The sequence below is a fragment of the Parazoarcus communis genome (assembly GCF_003111665.1).
Taxonomy (GTDB): Bacteria; Pseudomonadota; Gammaproteobacteria; order Burkholderiales; family Rhodocyclaceae; genus Parazoarcus; species Parazoarcus communis_B.
The window spans coordinates 2971006-2991929 of sequence record NZ_CP022188.1; the positions used below are offsets into that span (position 1 = coordinate 2971006).

At 63.9% G+C, this 20924-nt stretch carries 18 protein-coding genes and 1 tRNA gene; 9 read left to right on the forward strand and 10 right to left on the reverse strand.

From position 1 onward, the window contains the following. Positions 1 to 105: 105 nt before the first annotated feature. From CEW87_RS13620 to bamC, 3 genes are all read left to right on the forward strand, one after another. Positions 106 to 1032, forward strand: a complete 927-nt coding sequence (locus tag CEW87_RS13620) for a histone deacetylase family protein (RefSeq protein ID WP_108973779.1) — start codon at positions 106 to 108, stop codon at positions 1030 to 1032. A 93-nt stretch (positions 1033 to 1125) separates the two neighbouring features. Further along, positions 1126 to 2004 (forward strand): 4-hydroxy-tetrahydrodipicolinate synthase, encoded by an 879-nt coding sequence (dapA, locus tag CEW87_RS13625; RefSeq protein WP_108973781.1) that lies wholly within the window; start codon positions 1126 to 1128, stop codon positions 2002 to 2004. Between the two features lie 25 nt (positions 2005 to 2029). Next, positions 2030 to 3172, forward strand: coding sequence for an outer membrane protein assembly factor BamC (bamC, locus tag CEW87_RS13630; protein ID WP_108973783.1), 1143 nt, complete (start codon positions 2030 to 2032; stop codon positions 3170 to 3172). A 126-nt stretch (positions 3173 to 3298) separates the two neighbouring features. On the opposite strand, the gene CEW87_RS13635 is transcribed toward bamC, so the two are convergent. From CEW87_RS13635 to CEW87_RS13645, 3 genes are all read right to left on the reverse strand, one after another. After that, the gene (locus CEW87_RS13635; RefSeq protein WP_108973785.1) at positions 3299 to 3646 is read right to left on the reverse strand and encodes a hypothetical protein; all 348 of its coding nucleotides are present in this window, start codon (positions 3644 to 3646) and stop codon (positions 3299 to 3301) included. A 146-nt stretch (positions 3647 to 3792) separates the two neighbouring features. Beyond that, positions 3793 to 4281, reverse strand: a complete 489-nt coding sequence (locus tag CEW87_RS13640) for a hypothetical protein (protein WP_108973787.1) — start codon at positions 4279 to 4281, stop codon at positions 3793 to 3795. After that, entirely contained in the window at positions 4274 to 5413 is a 1140-nt protein-coding gene (locus CEW87_RS13645; RefSeq protein ID WP_108973789.1) for a cupin domain-containing protein, read from the reverse strand. The genes CEW87_RS13640 and CEW87_RS13645 overlap by 8 nt, the downstream gene beginning before the upstream one ends. A gap of 138 nt (positions 5414 to 5551) precedes the next feature. On the opposite strand from CEW87_RS13645, the gene rlmD reads away from it, so the two are divergent. Continuing rightward, positions 5552 to 6853 carry a 23S rRNA (uracil(1939)-C(5))-methyltransferase RlmD gene (rlmD, locus tag CEW87_RS13650; protein ID WP_108973791.1) on the forward strand — a complete coding sequence of 434 codons (1302 nt, stop codon included), beginning with the start codon at positions 5552 to 5554 and terminating at the stop codon, positions 6851 to 6853. 44 nt (positions 6854 to 6897) lie between these two features. Then, positions 6898 to 6985, forward strand: a tRNA-Ser gene (locus CEW87_RS13655). Between the two features lie 101 nt (positions 6986 to 7086). On the opposite strand, the gene CEW87_RS13660 is transcribed toward CEW87_RS13655, so the two are convergent. Next, complete coding sequence (locus CEW87_RS13660) at positions 7087 to 8103, reverse strand: class I SAM-dependent rRNA methyltransferase (protein ID WP_108973793.1); 1017 nt, start codon at positions 8101 to 8103, stop codon at positions 7087 to 7089. Between the two features lie 220 nt (positions 8104 to 8323). On the opposite strand from CEW87_RS13660, the gene CEW87_RS13665 reads away from it, so the two are divergent. The 3 genes from CEW87_RS13665 to CEW87_RS13675 are packed head-to-tail and all read left to right on the forward strand — an operon-like array spanning position 8324 to position 12450. Further along, on the forward strand, positions 8324 to 9631 hold the full coding sequence (locus CEW87_RS13665; protein ID WP_108977218.1) for an aspartate aminotransferase family protein: 1308 nt from the start codon (positions 8324 to 8326) through the stop codon (positions 9629 to 9631). 27 nt (positions 9632 to 9658) lie between these two features. Beyond that, on the forward strand, positions 9659 to 11152 hold the full coding sequence (locus tag CEW87_RS13670) for a CoA-acylating methylmalonate-semialdehyde dehydrogenase (protein ID WP_108973795.1): 1494 nt from the start codon (positions 9659 to 9661) through the stop codon (positions 11150 to 11152). A gap of 14 nt (positions 11153 to 11166) precedes the next feature. Next, positions 11167 to 12450: a Zn-dependent hydrolase gene (locus CEW87_RS13675; protein WP_108973797.1), complete on the forward strand. Its 1284-nt coding sequence runs from the start codon at positions 11167 to 11169 to the stop codon at positions 12448 to 12450. A gap of 93 nt (positions 12451 to 12543) precedes the next feature. Here CEW87_RS13675 and CEW87_RS13680 read toward each other — a convergent pair whose 3' ends face one another. The 6 genes from CEW87_RS13680 to CEW87_RS13705 all read right to left on the reverse strand — a co-directional run bounded on the left by CEW87_RS13680 (position 12544) and on the right by CEW87_RS13705 (position 19572). Then, a complete protein-coding gene (locus CEW87_RS13680) occupies positions 12544 to 13731 on the reverse strand; it encodes an amidase (RefSeq protein WP_199917022.1) in 1188 nt (395 codons plus the stop codon). Between the two features lie 48 nt (positions 13732 to 13779). Further along, positions 13780 to 14853, reverse strand: coding sequence for an ABC transporter ATP-binding protein (locus CEW87_RS13685; RefSeq protein ID WP_108973798.1), 1074 nt, complete (start codon positions 14851 to 14853; stop codon positions 13780 to 13782). Positions 14854 to 14864: 11 nt separating this feature from the next. Then, positions 14865 to 15941, reverse strand: coding sequence for an ABC transporter ATP-binding protein (locus CEW87_RS13690; protein ID WP_108973800.1), 1077 nt, complete (start codon positions 15939 to 15941; stop codon positions 14865 to 14867). A 15-nt stretch (positions 15942 to 15956) separates the two neighbouring features. Then, a complete protein-coding gene (locus tag CEW87_RS13695) occupies positions 15957 to 16862 on the reverse strand; it encodes an ABC transporter permease (protein WP_267897162.1) in 906 nt (301 codons plus the stop codon). Beyond that, entirely contained in the window at positions 16859 to 17812 is a 954-nt protein-coding gene (locus CEW87_RS13700; RefSeq protein ID WP_108973802.1) for an ABC transporter permease, read from the reverse strand. Before CEW87_RS13700 ends, CEW87_RS13695 begins: the two co-directional genes overlap by 4 nt. 92 nt (positions 17813 to 17904) lie before the next feature. Then, the gene (locus CEW87_RS13705; RefSeq protein WP_108973804.1) at positions 17905 to 19572 is read right to left on the reverse strand and encodes an ABC transporter substrate-binding protein; all 1668 of its coding nucleotides are present in this window, start codon (positions 19570 to 19572) and stop codon (positions 17905 to 17907) included. Between the two features lie 356 nt (positions 19573 to 19928). Between CEW87_RS13705 and CEW87_RS13710 the strand changes: the two genes are divergently transcribed. Further along, positions 19929 to 20861: a LysR family transcriptional regulator gene (locus CEW87_RS13710; RefSeq protein ID WP_108973806.1), complete on the forward strand. Its 933-nt coding sequence runs from the start codon at positions 19929 to 19931 to the stop codon at positions 20859 to 20861. Positions 20862 to 20924 lie beyond the last annotated feature (63 nt).

Below are 20924 nucleotides of genomic sequence, written 5' to 3' on the forward strand. Positions count from 1 at the left end.
TGATAATAGACGACAAAGACAGCGAGCCCGTAACATGGGCCATCACCGCAGCCCGTTTGAATCGGGCTGTCAGGGAAAGTTCGCCCGTTTCAGGAGAGGAGGGGTATGACAACAACGGCGTTCATCACGCACCGCGATTGCTGGTTGCATGACATGGGGGCTCATCACCCGGAATGTGCGGACAGGCTGGGGGCGATCAACGATCGTCTGATTGCCGCAGGACTTGATCTCTACCTGTCCTTTTTCGATGCGCCGCTTGCGACCGCCGAACAGATAACACGCGTTCATCCGGCGAGTTACTTCGACGAATTGATGAGCAGCGTGCCTGAGCACGGCATCCGCCACCTTGACCCTGATACGGCCATGAGCCCCAACACCATGAAGGCCGCGCTGCGGTCCGCGGGTGCTGGCGTGCTGGCCACGGATCTGGTGCTCAAGGGCGAGATCGAGAATGCATTCTGTGCCGTGCGCCCGCCTGGTCATCACGCCGAGCGTGCGAAGGCAATGGGGTTCTGCTTTCTCAATAACGTCGCGATCGCGGCGCGGCATGCAACCGATGTTCATGGCCTGGAGCGGGTGGCCATCGTCGATTTCGACGTACACCATGGCAACGGCACCGAAGACGTGTTCCGGGACGATCCCCGGGTCATGATGGCGAGCATCTTCCAGCATCCGTTCTACCCGTACAGCGGCACCGAGAATCAGCCCGCGCACTTCTGCAATGTACCGGTCCCGGCGGGTACGCGCGGCGATGCATTCAGGCAGGTCGTCAGCGACATCTGGGTGCCTGCGCTGCGCGAGCACAATCCCCAGGCCATCTTCATTTCCGCGGGTTTCGATGCGCACTATGAAGATGACATGGGGTCGCTCGGTCTGGTAGAGGCCGATTACATCTGGGCGACCCAGCAGATCAAGGGGGTCGCGGAGGATTGCGGTCACAAGCACATCGTCTCCATTCTTGAGGGTGGCTACTCGCTGAGCTCGCTCGCCCGGTCGGTCGTTTCCCACATCAAGTCACTGGCCGATCTCTGATCCGCGCCCTGTCAGCCCCGCGTGACGTGTTGTGGGGCTGGCTGTGATGCGGCGATCGGTTAGAATCAGGTTTTTACTGTTTTGGCCCCTGCCATGATTACCGGATCGATTGTCGCCATCGTCACGCCGATGAATGAGGATGGCAGCCTGGATTTCCCCCGCTTGCGCAGTCTGATCGACTGGCACGTTGCCGAAGGCACCGACGGGATTGTTATTGTGGGCACCACGGGCGAATCGCCCACGGTGAATGTCGATGAGCACTGCGAGCTGATCCGCACGACGGTCGAGCATGCGGCCGGACGCATTCCGGTCATCGCCGGTACCGGCGCGAACTCGACCGCCGAGGCGGTCGAACTTGCGCGCTATGCCGAACAGGCCGGCGCCGCCGCTCACCTGTCAGTGGTTCCCTATTACAACCGTCCGACGCAGGAAGGGCTCTACCAGCACTTCCGTACCATCGCCGAAGCGGTCGAGCTGCCGCTGATTCTTTACAACGTGCCCGGCCGCACCGTCGCCGACCTGGCCAACGACACCACGCTCCGTCTGGCTGAAATTCCGAACATCATCGGTGTGAAGGATGCGACCGGGAGCATCGACCGCAACTGCGACCTGATCGCACGTGCGCCAGAAGGCTTTGCCCTGTACAGCGGCGACGACATGACTGTCGCCGCCTTCATGCTGCTGGGCGGTCACGGGACCATCTCGGTGACGGCAAACGTCGCCCCCCGTGCGATGCACGAGATGTGTGCGGCGGCACTTGCCGGCGATGCACGCAAGACGCGCGAGATCAATGCGCGCCTGCTCGGCCTGCACCGCAACCTGTTCTGCGAAGCCAACCCGATTCCGGTCAAGTGGGCGGTTGCCCGCATGGGTCTGATGGGCGACGGCATTCGCTTGCCGCTGACGCAGTTGAGCGACACTTGTCACGAACGTGTGCGGCAGGCCATGCGCCAGGCCGGCATCAATTTCTGATCTGCAATTTCCCACCAGGAACCTCATGAATCGCTCCTTGCGCACTAATGCTTCCCTGCTTGCGCTTTCGTTGCTGCTCGCAGGCTGCTCCAGTTCCCTGCTCGAATCCAAACGTATCGATTACAAGAGCGCCAGCAACAACCAGATCGCGCCGCTCGAGATTCCGCCGGATCTCACCGCGCCCACGCGCGATGACCGCTTCGCAGTGCCCGATGTGGCACCGCGTGGCGTGGCGACTTTCTCGGCCTACAACGCTGACCGCGCCGGACAGTCGGGCGTCCGCGCCTCCAATGACGTCATGCCCGTGCCCGATCGCATGCGTATCGAGCGTGCCGGTAGCCAGCGCTGGCTGGTCGTGCCGGGCAATGCGGCCGAACTGTGGCCGCAGATCAAGAACTTCTGGCTCGAACTCGGTTTCATCCTGAATATCGACAGCCCCGAAATCGGCGTGCTTGAGACCGACTGGGCGGAAGACCGCGCCAAGATCCCGCAGGATTTTCTGCGTTCGACGCTGGGTAAGGTCATCGACGGTCTGTACTCCACCCCGGAGCGCGACAAGTTCCGTACGCGCCTGGAAGTGGGCAAGGACACCGGTACCGTCGAGATCTACATCAGCCACCGCGGCATGATGGAAATCTACCCGACCGAGGCCAAGGATTCGACCATCTGGCAACCGCGTCCGGCCGACCCCGAACTCGAAGCCGAGATGCTGCGCCGACTGATGATCAGCCTCGGTGCTGATGAGGCCCGTGCGCAGGCTGCACTCGCCGTGGCGCCGGTGGCAGAGCGCGCCAAGATGGCATCGGTCGATGGTCAGATGAACCTGCAGGTGCAGGAGCCGTTCGATCGCGCCTGGCGTCGTGTGGGTCTGGCGCTCGACCGCATCGGCTTCACGGTTGAAGACCGTGATCGTGCCCAGGGGCTTTATTTCGTACGCTATGTCGATCCCGATGCAGACAGTCGCAGCGGGAAGGACGAAGGCTTCTTCTCCAAGCTGGCGTTCTGGCGCAGCAGCGACAAGCCTGCCGTCGGTGGCAGTGAGTACAAGCTCAGGGTGCAGGGGCAGGCCGAAGGGTCGACCGTCACCGTGCTGACCAAAGATGGCGCTGTGGACAAGTCGGCCACGGCCAAGCGCATGCTTGGATTGCTGCAGCAGGAATTGCGTTAAGCCGACCGATGCCGGTCTGTCCGCCCTTCGTGGCGGCGGCCGGCATCCGGTTTGGTGAATGCCCGGACGCCGGGCAAAAAAAAGCCGGTCTGCAAAGACCGGCTTTTTTGCATCCGTGCTGAAGGATTACTTCGGCATGGCGCCCTTAACAGCGTCGGAAGCGGCAGCAGCGCCTTCCTTGGCAGCGTCCACAGCGTTGGCCGCGCCTTCCTTGGCGGCTTCAACTGCAGCAGCAGCGCTTTCCTTGGCAGCTTCAACGGTGTCGGCAGCGCCTTCCTTGGCGGCCTCAACGGCGTCAGCAGCGCCTTCCTTGGCTTCTTCAGCTGCGGCAGCAGCTTCTTCCTTCGCTTCTTCAACAGCAGCGGGCTGCTCGACCGGTGCAACTTGCTCGACCGGAGCAGGTGCCGGCTCTTCCTTGCTGCAGGCGGAAAGGGCGAAGGCCATCATGGCGGCGACGAGGAGAGAGAGCTTCATTCTGTTTTCCTTTTGATTTGGGTGAAGACAGCAGTTGCCCGGCGTTTCGACGATGAATATCGGATACCGGAAGCATGACAATGCTAGCACGTTACGATTGCGAGCATCCACAGGAATGGTGCATTGCGAAAAGCATTGAAATCGGGCTAGAGCCCAAGCTGCACGCCATTTGGGCCCGTTTCGCCACTTGTCCAAAGTGTTTCAAATTGTGCGACATGCACTGAAGTGGACTGCGGATCGTCGGTGCAGTGTTTTCCGCGCGCGCGCTCGTGATGAAAGCGGATGACGAGATCCTTGCCGTCCGCGATGGCAAAGGGGGCGTCGGGCACCGCCCGCACGTCGCTTGCTACCCTCACGACCATGCGTTGGCTGAAACGCGCAAGCAATCCAAGCAGACGTGGACAGTGCTGTTCGAGGTAGGCAGCATCCTTCAGCAGGATGCGGATGGCGAGCGGCTGGGCCGAGCGTTGCAGCAAGGCTGTGAGCGCCTCGACGCCGGCACTGCTCTCAAACCCTGTCTCGCGCAGATCCGGATCCGCGAGCAGCAGGGTGGATTGCGCCTGGCCAAGCATCTCCAGCAGCGCGCTGCGATAGTCGGACCAGGTGTCGAAGCTGCGCGTGACGGGTTCAGGCATGATCGGATGACGGATGGCCAAATCCGTCCTCGTGCCATTGATGCAGCAGATCGAGGAAACCGGCCGACAGCGCTTGCCCGGGCTCCAGCTTGCGGCGGTGGGCGAGATCTGCGAGTGGTGCACGGTCGGTCGGGTCGAACTCGACCGGCTCGCCGTTGAGATAGAAGCCGGTTTCGGACCACAGCAGCAGGGTGCGGGCATCGAGCGCGTAGCCGTGCTTGTTCACTGCAGTCTCGAAGCGCTTGCGGCTCAGGGGGTTTTCCGGCGGATCGAAAAAGATGTGCGCTTTCGGTTCGGTCAGGTACTCGCCAACGAAGTCGGTGACGTCCTTGCGCGACCAGCGGATTCCGGAAAGCATGTTCTCGATCTGGTCGATCATCTTCGGCCCGATCTCGGCTGAGTTCTCCTGCAGTGTCAGGTCAGGGTCGGCATACATGCCGTTGAGGCAGATGCGTTCCTGCATCCAGCCGAGGAACTCGGCGCCCAGTTCCTGCGCCGTGGGGGAACGGAAGCCGATCGAGTAGGTGGTGCATTCACCGATCGCCGTGCCGTTGTGGGCCCAGTGGGGCGGCAGGTATAGCATGTCGCCGGGCTCGAGTACCCAGTCGTGTGCGGGTTCGAAGTTCTTGAGGATACGCAGCGGTGCATCCTCGACCAGGCTGCGGTCTTCCTGGTCGGCAATCTGCCAGCGGCGCTTGCCGATGCCCTGCAGCAGGAAGACATCGTAATTGTCGAAGTGCGGGCCGACGCCGCCGCCATCGACTGCGTAGCTGACCATCAGGTCGTCGAGCCTGGCTTGTGGAATGAAATCGAACTGATGCAGGAGGGCATCACCGGCGGGTGACCACAGATTCAGGCCCTGAACCAGTACCGTCCACGGCTGACGCTTGCCGCGCAGTCGACCGCGTGTCTGCGGTCCGCGTTCGAGCACCCAGTCGCTGCCCGGCGTGTCGGGCAGGTAGCGCACGTAGCGCGATTCGACATCAGCGTCGCAGGCGAGGTCGAACAGTTCGTCGCGCGATACGACGCCGGTGAAGCCGGGTACGGCCTGACGCACGAGGAGGGGTTTCTTTTGCCAGTATTCCTCAAGAAACTGGCGGGGCGACATGCCCCCGAGCAGAGTTTTCATCATGGGCTGCATTATAGGCGTCGGGCATCTTCGGTGCAGCCACCGTCAGCAGAGCCGAATGCAGGTGCACGTCGGGCAATGCGCTCCGGCAGATCGTGCGCATGCGTTAAAATCGCGGGCTTTTCTCCATCGGGAAGCAACATGCCGATTGCAGTCATCGAGTCACTCGACCATGAAGGCCGTGGCGTCACCCATGTCGGTGGGAAGGCGGTCTTCGTCGAGGGGGCATTGCCGGGTGAAACCGTCGAGTACGCGGTTCACCGCAGCAAACCCACCTACGAGCAGGCCGAGGCGGTTCGCATCATTGAACCGAGCGCGCAACGCGTTACGCCGCGATGCTCGCTATATGGCGTTTGTGGCGGCTGTTCGATGCAGCATCTCGACCCGGTGGCGCAGGCGGCGGTCAAGCAGCGCGTCATGGAGAATGCCTTCAGGCATATCGGAAAGATCAAGCCCGGGATCATCCATGCTGCCATTCACGGCCCGTCCTGGGCCTACCGCTACCGGGCACGGATCAGCGTGAAAATGCTGCCGGGCAAGGGCGGTCTGCGCATCGGCTTTCACGAGCGGCGCTCGAGCCATATTGCCGACATGCGCGCTTGCGATGTCCTGCCGAAGCAGATTTCGGCCCTGTTGCCGCGCCTGCGCGAAGTCATCGCCGGGCTGTCGAAGCCGGAGCGCGTGGCGCAGATCGAACTGGCCGTCAGCGACACCGGCACGGCGTTTGTCTTTCGCAACCTGTCGCCCATGTCGGCCGCTGACGAGTCCCGTCTGCGCCAGTTTGCCGACGAGGCAGGGGTGCAGGTGTGGCTGCAGCCGGGTGAGCCCGGCACCGCATACCGGTTCCACCCCAAGGAAGCGCCAAGCCTCGCCTATACCTTGCCCGAGTTCGATGTGAGCATGGACTTCAGGCCGACGGACTTCACCCAGGTGAATGTGCATATCAATCGCCTGCTGATCCGGCGCGCCATGCAGTTGCTCGATCCGCAACCGGGCGAGCGGATTGCCGATCTGTTCTGTGGCCTGGGCAATTTCAGTCTGCCGATCGCGCGCTTGGGCGCAACCGTGGTCGGGGTGGAGGGTAGCGAGTCGCTGGTGCAGCGCGCACTGGAAAACGCCCGCAGCAACGGACTGGCCGAGCGCACCGAATTTCATGCCGCCAATCTCTTCGACACCACCGAAGACAGCCTCGCCGCGCTGGGTCGGCTGGACAAGCTGCTGATCGACCCGCCGCGCGAAGGCGCGATTGCGGTGGTTCGGGCGCTGAGCCCGCAGCAGCTTCCTGCCCGCATCGTGTACGTGTCCTGCAATCCGGCCACGCTGGCGCGGGATGCAGCCGTGCTCGTGCACGAAAAGGGCTACGCCCTGCGCGAAGCCGGCATCGCCAACATGTTTCCGCAGACCTCGCATGTGGAGTCGATTGCGCTCTTCGAACGCTGCTGAAGCGGCTCCATTTCTCGCGTCGAGTGATATACTGCGCGCCTTCCGGAAGCTTGGCAGAGTGGTCGATTGCACCGGTCTTGAAAACCGGCATACCGAAAGGTATCCAGGGTTCGAATCCCTGAGCTTCCGCCAGACCAAAGAAAAAGCCCCTTGTTTGAGGGGCTTTTTCTTTTTCTGCTCGTGCTTTGGCGCCGTCCCGCTCCACAACCGGAACGACAGCTGCTGCGCGTTCCTTACACCCGCAGCAGCGCCATCTTCAGCGGCGGGTTGCCGTCCGGGCTGGGGAAGTCGCTTTCGGGTTCGATCCATTCCATTTCGCGGATCGGGCGGCCGGCCTTCGTTGCGCTGCGCTGGAGTTGATCCAGCCATTCGTCGCGCTTTACCTGCGCCACGTTGTTGCAGCAGATCAGCGTGCCGCCTTCGGCCGTCGACAGCAGGGCGGGCTTGAACAGGGCGGGGTAGTCCTTGACCAGATCAACCACGCCGAAGGGGCTGCGGGCGTAGCGCGGGGGGTCAAGAAAGACGAGGTCGAACTGGTGCGCTTCAAGTTCGGGGAAGGGAGGCATGCGCTTGCCGCGCACCATCTTCGGCTGGCCGATACCGGAATACTGGCGCAGCGCGGCGAAGGCGTCGCTCTTGATGAAGCGCACGCGGATCGGCAAATCGTTGAGACGGGCATTCTCCTTGCCCACCGCCAGGCTCGATTCGGAGAAGTCCACATTGATCACGTGGCGCGCACCCGCGTGGGCTGCAGCGACGCCGACGCCGCAGGTGTAGGCAAAGACGTTGAGCAGCGACTTGCCGGCTGCCTCCTGCATCACGCGCCGGCGTCCGGCACGCATGTCCAGAAAAAGCCACGGGTCCTGACCTGCGTGGCGGGCCTGAAAGCGGTACTTGACGCCGAGCTCGCGAAACTCGCGCGGTTGTTGTGCGATCTCGATCTGCTCGGGCGTGAGCTCATTCACGATGCGCGAATTTGCCGGGCTGCGGTCGTTCAGGATCAGCGGCAGGCCGGGAAAGGCGTCGGCGTAGAAGGCTTCGAGTTCGGCACGCTCTTCTGCACTGAGCGAGCGGTGAAACGTCTGTGCGAGCAGGGCATCGCCGTAGCGGTCCACCGTCAGCCCGGCGAGACCTTCGACGCTGCCATGAAAGAGCCGATAGGCATCGGTCTGTTCGGCAGCGAGTTGGGCGATGAGGGGGGCGCGGGCGGTGAGCGCGCTGTCGAGGCTGGAGATCAGTGCAGAGGACATGAGTGGCGGGTGTGCGGCGCGCGGGATCGCTCGCGGGCGGCCGGATGTAATTAGAGTCGCTGGCCCGAGAGTATGCATCACTCTGCGGCTCTTCCGCGGCGGAATCGGGCTTGGTGTGGTTTATAAGTTTCGTTTGAGTGAAACTTCAGTGACGCAGACAGTCGTTTTCTGCACGTTTGTTCATGGCTAGGATGAAGGCATGTCATCAACGGTGCCCACCATGAACCACGATCAAGCTTTCTGGCTGCCCTATACGGCCAACCGCGCCTTCTGGAAATCCCCCCGCGTCATCAAGGCGGCACGCGGTCATTACTACACAGCAGAAGATGGCCAGCAGCTGCTGGATGCCTTCTCCGGCTTGTGGACCTCGGGTCTGGGCCACTGCCACCCGGCAATCGTGTCGGCGGTGCAGGAGCAGGTGGCCACGCTCGACTACAGCATGGGTTTCCAGATGACCAACGACCGCGCAATTGCGCTGGCGCGTGAAGTCGCGGACCTGGCCCCGGCCGGGCTCGACCGGGTCTTCTTCACCAACTCCGGTTCGGAGTCGGCCGATACCGCGCTCAAGATTGCGCTGGCCTATCACCGCGCACGGGGCGAGGGCCAGCGTACGCGGCTGATTGGCCGCGAGCGGGGCTATCACGGGGTGAACTTCGGTGGCATGTCGGTGGGCGGAATCCCGGGCAATCGCAAGGTGTTCAGTGCCACGATGCTGCCTGGCGTGGACCACATCCGGCACACCTACAGTCACGCCGACATGGCCTTCAGCCACGGTCAGCCGACCTGGGGCTGCGAGCTGGCCGAGGATCTCGAGCGTCTGGTCGGTCTGCATGATGCGTCGAACATTGCGGCGCTGATCGTGGAGCCGGTGTCGGGTTCGACCGGCATCCTGGTGCCGCCGGTCGGCTACCTGCAGCGCCTGCGCGAAATCTGCGACAAGCACGGCATCCTGCTGATCTTCGATGAAGTGATCACTGCTTTCGGCCGCGTCGGCGCGCCCTTTGCCTCGGCCCGGTTTGGCGTTACGCCCGACATCATCACCACGGCCAAGGGCCTGACCAACGGCGTGGTGCCGATGGGCGCGGTCATTGTGCGCGAGGAGGTCTATCAGGCGCTGATGCAGGGGCCGGACAACGCAGTTGAACTGTTCCACGGCTACACCTATTCGGGTCATCCGCTGGCCGCAGCGGCAGGTCTGGCGACGATGAAGGTCTATCGTGAAGAAGACAGCTTTGCCCGCGCGCTCGCCCTCGAACCGGTGTTCGCAGAGACCATCCACGCGCTGAAGGGCGAGCCGCATGTGATCGATATCCGAAACTTCGGCCTCATGGGCGGCATCGAACTGGCACCGCGTCCGGGGGCGCCGGGTGCGCGCGGTTACGAGGTCTTCCTCAAGTGCTTCGAAGCGGGCGTGGTGATCCGCAATGGTGGCGACATCCTGCAGTTCTCGCCCTTCCTCGACTCGACGCCGGACGAACTCACCCGTATCTTCGAGACCGTACGCGATGCGCTGCGCGCCGTTGCTTGAACCCAGAAAAATTCAGAGAGACAACAGATGAACACGATTGGTCATTACATCAACGGTCAGACGCTCGCCGACAGCGGACGTCTGCAACCGGTCTTCAATCCCGCGCTGGGCGAACCCGTGCGTCAGGTGGCGATGGCCAGCCGCGCCACGGTGGAGCAGGCGATTGCCTCGGCCGAGGCGGCTTTCCCGGCCTGGCGCAAGACGCCGCCGCTCAAGCGCGCCCGCATTCTCTTCGCCTACAAGGCGCTGCTCGACAAGCACGCCGACCGCATCGTCGCGGCCATCGTGGAAGAGCACGGAAAGGTGTGGGAAGACGCGCATGGCGAACTGCAGCGTGGCATTGAGGTGGTGGAATACGCCTGCGGTGCGCCGGAGTTCCTCAAGGGCGAGCACAGCCGCGACGTCGGCCCCGAGATCGATTCGTGGTCGGAGTTTCCGCCGCTGGGCGTGGTGGCCGGCATCACGCCGTTCAACTTCCCGTCCATGGTGCCGATGTGGATGTTCCCGATGGCGATTGCCTGCGGCAACTGCTTCATCCTCAAGCCCTCGGAGAAAGACCCGTCGGCTGCGATGATCCTGGCCGAACTGCTGACCGAAGCCGGTCTGCCGCCGGGCGTGTTCAACGTCGTCAATGGTGACAAGGAAGCGGTCGATACCCTGCTGACTGATGCGCGGGTGAAGGCGGTGAGCTTTGTCGGTTCGACCCCGATCGCCGAATACATCTACGCCACCGGCACCGCACACGGCAAGCGTGTGCAGGCGCTGGGCGGCGCCAAGAACCATGCGGTGCTGATGCCCGACGCCGACCTCGACAACGCGGTCAACGCCATCATGGGGGCGGCCTACGGCTCCTGCGGCGAACGCTGCATGGCGATCTCGGTGGTGGTTGCGGTGGGCGATCAGGTCGCCGACGAGCTGGTGAAGCGGCTCAAGCCCAAGGTCGAGGCACTGGCGATCGGCAACGGCCAGACACGCGGGCTGGATATGGGCCCGCTGATCACCGGTGTGCATCGCGACAAGGTGAAGAGCTACATCGACCTCGGCGCGGAAGAAGGCGCCGAACTGGTGGTCGACGGCCGCACGCTCAAGGTGGCTGGCTGCGAGAACGGCTTCTTCCTCGGCGGCACGCTGTTCGACCACGTCAAGCCTGAGATGCGCGTGTACAAGGAAGAGATCTTCGGCCCGGTGCTGGCCATCGTGCGTGTCGCGAGCCTGGACGAGGCGATCGCGCTGATCGACGCACACGAATTCGGCAACGGCACCTGCGTGTTCACCCGCGATGGCGCGGTTGCGCGTCACTTCACCGACAGCGTTCAGGTCGGCATGGTCGGGGTGAACGTGCCGCTGCCGGTGCCGGTTGCGTGCCAGAGCTTTGGCGGCTGGAAGCGTTCGTTGTTCGGTGATCTGTATGCCTACGGGCCGGATGCCGTGCGTTTCTACACGCGGCGCAAGACCCTCACCCAGCGCTGGCCCAGCGCCAGTATCGAGAAGGCGCAGTTCGCCTTTCCCAGCAACGGCTGATCGGAGCTTATTGAATGAATGATCGTCTTCCCACTGCCGGCGCTTCGGCGTCCGGCCTCGCCATCGATGGCTCGCGCCTGTGGCAGTCACTGATGGATCTGGCGCAGCTTGGCGCCACTGCAAAGGGCGGCGTATGCCGTCTGGCGCTTACCGAGCTTGACGGCAAGGCGCGCGACCTCTTCGCTGCCTGGTGTCGTGCCGAAGGCTGCAGCATCCGCATCGACCAGATCGGCAACATCTTTGCCCGTCGTGCAGGCACGCGCGACGACCTGCCGGCGATTGCAACCGGCAGCCATATCGACACCCAGCCCACCGGCGGCAAGTTCGACGGCAATTACGGGGTGATGGCCGGGCTGGAGGTGATTCGCACGCTCAATCAGCACAACATCCGCACCGAGGCCCCGGTCGAGGTCTGCGTATGGACCAATGAGGAAGGCTCGCGCTTCGTGCCGGTGATGATGGGCTCGGGCGTGTATGTCGATGCCTTCACGCTCGACCATGCGCTGACGCGCGCCGATCACGACGGCATCACCGTGGCGAAGGCGCTGGCTGACATTGGTTATGCCGGTGATGCGCCGGCGTCGGTCAGTGCCGGCGCACCGCGCTTCGGCGCCTACTTCGAGGCGCATATCGAACAGGGCCCGGTGCTTGAGGATGCCGACACCACGATCGGCGTGGTGACTGGCGCACTCGGCCAGCGCTGGTACGACGTCACCGTCACCGGCATGGAGTCGCACGCCGGCCCCACCCCGATGCGCTTGCGCAAGGATGCGCTGTTTGCGGCGACCCACCTCATGCAGAAGGTGGTGGAGATCGCCCTGGCGCATCAGCCCGACGGGCGCGGCACGGTCGGCTGCGTGCATGTGTACCCGAACTCGCGCAACGTGATTCCGGGCAAGGTCAGCTTCACCGTGGATTTCCGTCACGGCAACGACGATGGCCTGCTGGCGATGGATGCGGCATTGCGCGCAGCCGCCGAACTGCTGCAGAAGGACTTCCCGGTCGCCGTTGCAGTGGAGCAGGTGGTGTACTTCGAGCCGGTGGCCTTCGCCCCCGAGCTGGTCGATGCCATCCGCGACGGCGCCGAGCGGGCGGGCTGCAGCCATCTCGACATCGTCAGCGGTGCGGGCCACGACGCGGTCTATGTGGCCGGTACCGCGCCCACGGCGATGATCTTCGTGCCGTGCAAGGACGGCATCTCGCACAACGAAATCGAGGACGCGGACCCCGAGCACCTGGCTGCAGGTGCCAATGTGTTGCTGCATGCGATGCTGGCGCGGGCGGGCACGGTGAGCTGAGTTCCGTCTCCAGTAGCGCGGTGTAAAACAGAACGGGGCGCCCGGCGAATCACTCGCCGGGCGCCCCGTTCAGCGTTTGCAGCAGTCTGAGTATCAGTCTTCAGCAGCGATCCGCTGAGCCATCGCGATAAGGCTGCGGTCGCTGCCGGCGGGGCCTAGCAGCGACAGGCCGAGCGGGGCACCGTTGCGCTTGACCAGCGGCATCGACAGTTGCGGGAAACCGCTCAGACCGGCCAGGCACAGGAGCTTGATCGCATTGTTGCGGTAGTCCTCGAGCCCGGCCTCGTCGGTGGTGAGCAAGGGGGCGATGTCGGGCATGGTCGGCAGCACCATGACGCCGTCGCTGCCAAGGATTTCTGCAAGTGCGGCACGGACCTCGTCGCGGATCGCCACGCTTTCTTCCACCTGGGCATCGGTCACCAGCTTCGACCACGCAAAGCGGTCGCGCACACCGGGTCCGAGGGCGAGGCCGTGACGCTCGATCATGTCGCCGTCGGTCTGCCACGCCTCACGTCCCTGGATGTAGCGGAAAGCCCAGTAGTTGCGATCGAAACCCTTGGGCGCCATGCGCATGAAGGCCGCTTTGCCGAACAGCGCCTCGACGCGGTCGAGGGCCGGCTGCAGTGCGTCGGACACGGCGCCATCGAGCAGGCTCCAGCCGTCTTCCGGATAGAGCAGGCGGGGCTGTGCGGGCAGCGGCGAAGGGTCGGTGCCGAGCAGCACATCGGCCACCCGGCCAAAGGTCTCCGCATCGCGGGTAAAGAAGCCGCAGCTGTCGAAGCCCGGTGCGAGATCCAGGCAGTTCTCCAGGCTGATGCGGCCATGGGTCGGGCGCAGGCCGAAGAGGCCGCAGTGGCTTGCCGGGCAGCGTACCGAGCCGCCGGTGTCGGTGCCGAGGGCGAAATCCACCAGTCCGTTGGAGACCGCCGCGGCCGAACCCGAGGACGAGCCGCCGGGGATGCGGTCCGGTGCGCCGCCATTGACCGGCGCGCCGAAGTGGGCGTTGATGCCGTTCATCGAGAAGGCGAGTTCGTCGGTATAGGTCTTGCCAACGAAGCGGGCGCCGCTGTCGAGCAGGCGCTGCACGGTGGGCGCGGTGCGGGTCTTGATGCCCGACAGCGCCAGCACGTGCGGGTTGCCGCCACCGGTCGGATAACCGGCAACGTCGAAGAGATCCTTTACCGCAAAGCTGAGCCCCTCGAGCGGGCCGCCTGGGGTGTGGGGCAGTTGGACTGCGGGGTAGGGAACAAAGGCGTGGGCGGGGTCGTGATCGATCAGCATTGAGGGTCCATTGGGGCTGTGGTGTGAGGGCAGTGAGGGCTCGACCGCTCAGGCGGTTTCGGCGAGGGGCGCAGTTGTCTCCGTCATCGCTGCGTCGGTCCCGGCCGAGGTCTGCTTTACGGCCTGGGCGGTGGCGTCGGTGCGAAGGCAGCGCGCACGGTGGCTGCCGCCCAGCTCGACGGCGTCCGGCTGGGTCTGCAGGCAGGCGGGCTGGACGAAGGTGCAGCGTTCGGCAAAGGCGCAGCCGGCCGGCAGGTTGGCGAGGTCGGGGGGCGCGCCGGGAATGCTCGCCAGGCGAGCGCCCTTTTCCATCGCGCCGTCGGCACGGGCCTGCATCAGGGCCAGGGTATAGGGGTGGCGGGGGTTGCGGATCACTTCGCGGGTGGGGCCTTCCTCGACGATGCGGCCGGCGTACATGACCGCGAATCGGTCGGCAACTTCCACCGCGGCACCCATGTCATGGGTGACGAAGATGATCCCAAGACCCAGCTCGCGCTGCAGTTCGCGTAACAGCAGCAGGATCTGGATCTGCACCGTGGCGTCGAGCGCGGTGGTGGGCTCGTCGGCGAGCAGCACCTGTGGCCGGCAGGCCAGCGCGAGCGCAATCATCGCACGCTGGCGCATGCCGCCGGACATCTCGTGCGGATAGGCATCGAGGCGGCGCTCGGGGCTGGGAATGCGCACACGCTCGAACAGCTCCAGCGCACGCTTGCGCGCGTCGGCGGGGCTGATACGTTCATGGCGACGGATGGATTCCACGATCTGCGCGCCGACGGTATATACCGGGTCGAGGGCGAGCAGAGGCTCCTGGAAAATCATCGACGCGACGCGACCACGATAGTCGGCGAGGGCGCGGCTGCCCATGGCGAGCACGTCCTGGCCAGCGACTTCGATCCTGCCTTCGATGCGGGTGCGGCGCTCGGGGTGCAGGCGCAGCAGCGAGCGCAGGGTGACGCTCTTGCCCGAGCCGGATTCGCCGATCAGGGCCACGGTTTCACCGCGGGCAACGCTGAGATCGACGCCATTGACGGCTTTGACCGGCTTCTTGCCGCCGGTGAAGGTGACGCGCAGGTCACGTACCGACACGATCGGTGTGCGATCGGTTTGAGTGTCTGTATTCATCTCGGCTCCGCTCATGATGCGTGGATGACTGCGCCGGCGTGGGAGTGGCCGCTGCCGGGCTCATGGATGAGGCAGGCGGTTTCGCGCTGATTGCGGTTTTCGAGGGTGGGAACATGCTGCGAGCACACGGCCTCGGCGAGCGGGCAGCGGGTGTGAAAGCGGCAGCCCGGCGGCGGGTCGATGGGGTTGGGCGGATCGCCCGCAAGCGCAGCCTCTTCGGTGCGACGGTCGGGGTCCATCGACGGCATCGACGACAGCAGCGCCCGGGTGTAAGGATGATGCGGTTGCTGGAACAAGGCTTCGGCGGGGCCGGTTTCTGCCACCTTGCCCAGGTACATCACCATGACGCGGTCGGAGATGTAGCGCACCACGTGAAGATCGTGGCTGATGAAGAGATAGGTCAGGCCGAACTCTTCCTTCAGGTCCATCAGCAGGTTCAGCACCTGTGCTTCGACCGATTTGTCGAGCGCCGACACCGCTTCGTCGAGGATCACAAGGCGCGGTTCGCAGGCCAGCGCACGGGCGATATTGACGCGCTGGCGCTGGCCGCCGGACAGTTCGTGCGGATAGCGCCCGGCAAAGCGCCGCGGCTCGAGACCGACGCGTGCGAGGAGGTCGCGGGCGCGGGTGATGGCGACCTGTTTCGGTACGCCATGCACCTGGGGGCCAAAGGCGATCGAGTCCTGAATGGTGAGACGGGGGTTCAGGGACGAGTAGCTGTCCTGGAACACCATCTGCACCTGACGGCGGTATTCTCGCAGGGGCAGGGCGGCGGAGCCGACGGTTTCGCCGTTGAAGACGATCTCGCCCGCAGAGGGTTCGATCAGGTGCATCAGCAGGCGTGCGGTGGTCGACTTGCCGCAGCCGGACTCGCCCACCACGCCAAGCGTCTCACCCTTCATGATCTTGAAGTCGACACCATCGACCGCGCGCACGACCTTGCCGCCGCCGATCAGGGTTTCCACAAAACTCTTCTTGAGGTCGAAGTGCTTGACCAGTTTGCTGACGGTCAGCAGGGGCTGCGCGGGGCCGCCGCGGTCGCTTCCCGCTGGTGCGCCGATATGTTCGATGCTGATTCCGGTACTCATGACGGACTCCCTGGATTAGCTCTTGACGTCCATCGCCGAGCGCAGGCTGTCGGACAGCAGGTTGAAGGAGATCGAGGTGATGAAGATCATCACGCCGGGCAGGGCCGCGACCCAGGGCTGGGTGTAGATTGCGGTGCGCAGGGTGTTGAGCATCAGGCCCCATTCGGGTTCGGGCGGGCGTACGCCAAGGCCGAGGAAGGACAGGCCGGAGGCGAGAATCATCGACACCGCAATCAGGCTGGTTGCAAAGACGAAGATCGGCCCCAGCACGTTGCCCAGTACATGGACCCGCACGATGGTGAAGGGACTTGCGCCCGAAGCGCGTGCCGCTTCGACGTAGTCTCGCCCCCTGACCTGGGTGGTGACGCTTTCTGCCACCCGCGCGATCTGCGGAATGAAGACGATGGTCAGCGACAGCAGCGCGTTGCCGATGCCGGCGCCGAGTGCGCCCGACAGGGCGATGGCGAGCAGCACCGACGGGAAGGCGTAGAGGATGTCGATGGTGCGCATGATCAGCGTGTTCACCAGGCCGCCGGCGTAACCGGCGAGGATGCCGATGCCGCTGCCGATGACGAAGGCGATCAGCACCGGGGTGATGCCCATGAACAGCGACAGGCGTGTGCCCAGCATCAGGCGCGACAGCATGTCGCGGCCGAGTTCGTCGGAGCCGAGCGGAAAGCCTTCGAAGCCGATCGGTTTCAGGCGCTTGAACATCGACGTGGCGTAGGGGTCGGACGGCACCAGTTGATGGGCGAAGATCGCCATCAGGATCAGGGTCAGCAGCACAGCGCCTGCACCCAGTGCAACCGGGTCGCGCATGAGTTTGCGCCCAACCCCGGACCAGAAGCCCGGCGAGCGTTCTACAGGCTCGGCGGCAGCGGGCAGGGGGACAATGCCGGCGACGGTCGAAGTCATGTTCATGATCTCTGGATCCTCGGGTCGAGGGTGGTCTGAAGGACATCCACCAGCAGGTTGAGCACGACGAAGAAGGTGGCCAGCACCAGGATCGTGCCCTGCAGCAGCGGCATGTCGCGCTGGAAGATGGCCGAGTTGAGCAGGAAGCCGGTGCCCGGCCACGAGAACACGGTCTCGATCAGGATCGAGCCGCCGAGCAGGTAGCCCAGCTGCAGGCCCATCACCGCCAGCGCGGTGGGGGCGGCGTTCTTGACCACGTGCAGGAAGATGCCGAAGTCGGTCAGGCCCTTGGCGCGCAGGCCGACCACGAATTCCTGCGCCAGGATGTCGGCCACCAGGGCGCGGACGGTGCGGGCAATGATGCCCATCGGGATGACTGACATCGTGATCGCGGGCAGCACCATGAACTGGACGTGTGCCCAGTCCCAGGCCCATTCGCCCGATCCGCCTGGGCCGGCGCCGGTTGCGGGCAGCCACATCAGCTGCGACGAGAAGATGATGACCAGCACCATACCGAGCCAGTAGTGCGGCACGCTGACGCCGAGCACCGACAGCGCAGAAGCGACGCGGTCGACCCAGGAGTCGCGGAAGTAGCCGGCAACGAAGCCGAACAGGCTGCCGAACAGGAAGCCGATCAGGGTTGCCATGCAAGACAGCATCAGGGTATTGCTGACAGCACGCATCACCTCGACTGACACTGAGCGGCCCGAGGCGATCGAGGTGCCGAGGTCGCCGTGCAGCGCACGCCAGAACCAGTTGGCAAATTGTTCGTACCAGGGGCGGTCGAAACCGTAGAGCTTCATCAACTGCTGCTGCAGTTCGATTGACGCGTCGGGCGGCAGGATGGAAACCAGCGGGTCGCCCGGAGAAATATGGACCAGCAGAAAGCAGAAAAAGGCGACGCCGATCATGATCGGAATCGTGTAGACGATGCGGCGCAGGAGATAGAAAATCATCGTTCGGCCCTGTGGGTCGTTAGTGAAACCGCCGGCGCGCCGGCCGGCGGCAGGTCCGCTTCGCGCCGCGATGCCGCGGCGCGTGGGGACAATCAGTCCATCTTCATCGTGGCGATGTCGATGAACCAGCTCTTCGGTTGCACCACGTTCTTGACCTTGGCCGACATTGCGCGCGGGCCGACGTCGTGGGCGACGAAGATGAACGGTGCCTCTTCCACAATGCGCGCATGCAGCTTCGCCAGGGCAGCGTCGCGTGCCTTGTCGTCGAAGCTGGTGCGTGCGGTTGCGATCAGGGCATCGAACTCGTCATTGCCGAAGTAGCCCCAGTTGTTCGAAACCGGGGGGAAGGTCTTGGTGCTGACGAAGCGCACCATGGCGAAGAACGGGTCCATCGCGGCGGCCGACACGTTGATGCCGTTGGCGCCGTTGGCCGACGGGTCCTTCGCGCCCTTGCGCCAGTTGGTGAACAGCGTGTTCCACTCAAGCACGTCGAGCTGAACGTCGAAGTTGCACTGCTTCAGGCTTTCCTGGATGTACTCGTTCATCGGCAGCGGCTGCATCTGACCCGAACCCGAGGCCGAAACCTGGATCTTCACCTTCAGCGGCTTGTCGGCGGTGTGGCCGGCTTCGACCATCATCTTGGTCGCCGTCGCTGGGTCGAACTTGATGTCGAACTTCGGATTGCCCCACCACGGATGGTCGGGCGACACGATGCCCTTGGCTTCACCCATCATGCCGCCGAGGAAGGCTTTGAGTTCGGCGCGGTTGATACACAGGTTGGCGGCCTGGCGCACGCGCTTGTCCAGCCACGGCGAGCCTTCAGCGAAGGACAACTGCCACGGCCAGATGTGCGGTTGCGGGTTGGAGTAGATCTTGAAGCCACGGCTCTTGATCTGGTCCATGGCGTCCGGTGCCGGTGCTTCGATCCAGTCCACCTGACCCGAGAGCAGGGCGGCGGTACGGGCGTTGGCTTCGGGCAGCGGCAGCATCACGACCTTGTCGATCGTCGGCGTGCGCTTTGGATCCCAGTAGCCACTGTTCTTGGCGACTTCAAGACGCTCGCGCGGCGCGAAGGAGACCATCTTGAACGGGCCTGTGCCGGAGGCATCTGCAGCAAAGGCAATCCACGCCTGCTTGCTGCGCTCCGCGGTGTCGGTAACGCTGGCCGGTACAGCCTTGAACTTGGCTTCCCACTGTACGGGCGAGGCCATGAACAGGTTGGTCAGGTTGATCGGCAGGAAGGCATCCGGCTCGGAGGAGGTGAGTTCGACGGTCAGATCGTCGATCTTCTTCGCGCTGCGCAGGGTGGGCATGCGCGAGGCGGTGACGCCGACCTGGCTGGCGTCGAAATGCTTTGCCGTCTTGTCCAGCACCTTCTGCACGTTCCACACCACGGCGTCGGCGTTGAAGGCGGAGCCGTCATGGAACTTCACGCCCGGACGCAGCTTGAAGATCCACTTTGTCTTGTCGGCAGCGTCGACCGCCCACGAAGTGGCCAGGCCGGGAATCAGCACACTCGCTGCTTCGGCCTTGGACAGATCCCACTGGGTCAGCGAGTCGTACATGGGAATGCCGGTGAAGCGGTTACCCTCGAAGCCCTGGTCGGGCTGGCCCAGGGTGCGCGGAATGTCGGCGGCGGTCATGCCGATACGGAGCACTTTCTCCTGCGCCATCACGGCGCTGGAGGCGAACGACAGCGCAAGGAGTGCGCTGCCGAACAGGGCGGTTAGCCGACGGGTGGGCCGATTGCATGTGCTCATGGGGTGAATCCTCGCTAGGGTTGAGATGAAGATGAAAGCGTTTCTGGCTTGGGCTTCAGACTGGCATTCCGCAAGCGTCATGCCAGGCCTGAAGTGTTTCTACTAAATAAGTCGTATGTCGCTGATTCCGCTTGGTTCGGGCTGTGATGGAGGTTCAGTTCCGTTATGTGACAGTCCTTGCCGTTATACGAAACACTCTTGCGCATGCACCAATTTGGGGATTTGGCTTCAGTTTGGTGCCCGCAGCACTTCGAACAAGATTCGTTCCGCGTTTGTGACTACCTTAGAGACAGCGTTTGGTGCAGAAAACTACAAATAGCGAAATTAACGTTTCAGGTTTATGAAACAATCACGCCATGAAATCCCGCGCACTCCTGACCAACCTCGCCGAAGCCGACCTTCGTCTGCTCCGGATATTCATTGCGATTGCCGAATCCGGCGGACTGGCGGCAGCCGAACTGAGGCTCAACATCAGTCGTTCGGTGATCAGCCGTCACCTCAAGGACCTCGAAACCCGGCTTGGTGTGCGCTTGTGCGAACGCGGCCGATCGGGGTTTGCGCTCACCGAGGAGGGCGGAACGGTGCTCGATGCCGCACGCAGGCTGTTGTCGCAGATCGAGGGCTTCAGGCGCGAGGTGGCGGGGCTGCACGGCGGCATGCGCGGCGAGCTGAACCTGGCGGTTTTCGACAAATTCGTGACCAACCCCGAGTGCAAGCTGGCGGATGCCATCGCCACCTTCGGTGCAGAGGCGCCAGGGGTGAATCTGAATCTGCATGTATCGGGCACGATTGCGATCGAGAAGGGCTTGCTCGAAGGCCAGTTTCAGGTGGCGATCCACCCCTTTCACCGCGCCAGTGAGAGCCTGCTGAGCTGGCCGCTGTTCTCCGAGCAGATGTGGCTCTACGGCGCGCCCGATCACCCGCTGCTGCGCGGCGGTGCGACGCCCGATGACGCGGTTCTGCGCACTGCGGCCTTCGTCGGTCTGGGCTATCACTCGCCCAACATGGAGCATTTCTGGCGCCTCGGTCTGCAACCGGCGGCGCGTGCGCATGAGCAGGAGGGCAGCGTGGTGCTGATCCGCTCGGGACGCTATCTCGGCTTTCTGCCCGAGCACTATGCGCAGTCCTTCGAGCAGGCGGGTGTACTGCGGCGGATTCCCTCGGATACCCTGCAGTACCGCTGCGACTGGAACGTGTCGATCGCGCGCAGCCCGGCGCCGGGGCGCATTGCACGTCACTTCACCAGCCGTCTGCGCGAATTGCACGGCGCGGAGGCCGAGCCACGGTGAGCTGGCGAGTCTTCATGATGGTTGGCGCCGGCGCTTGTGCGCGCTGCGGCGCAGCCAATGATC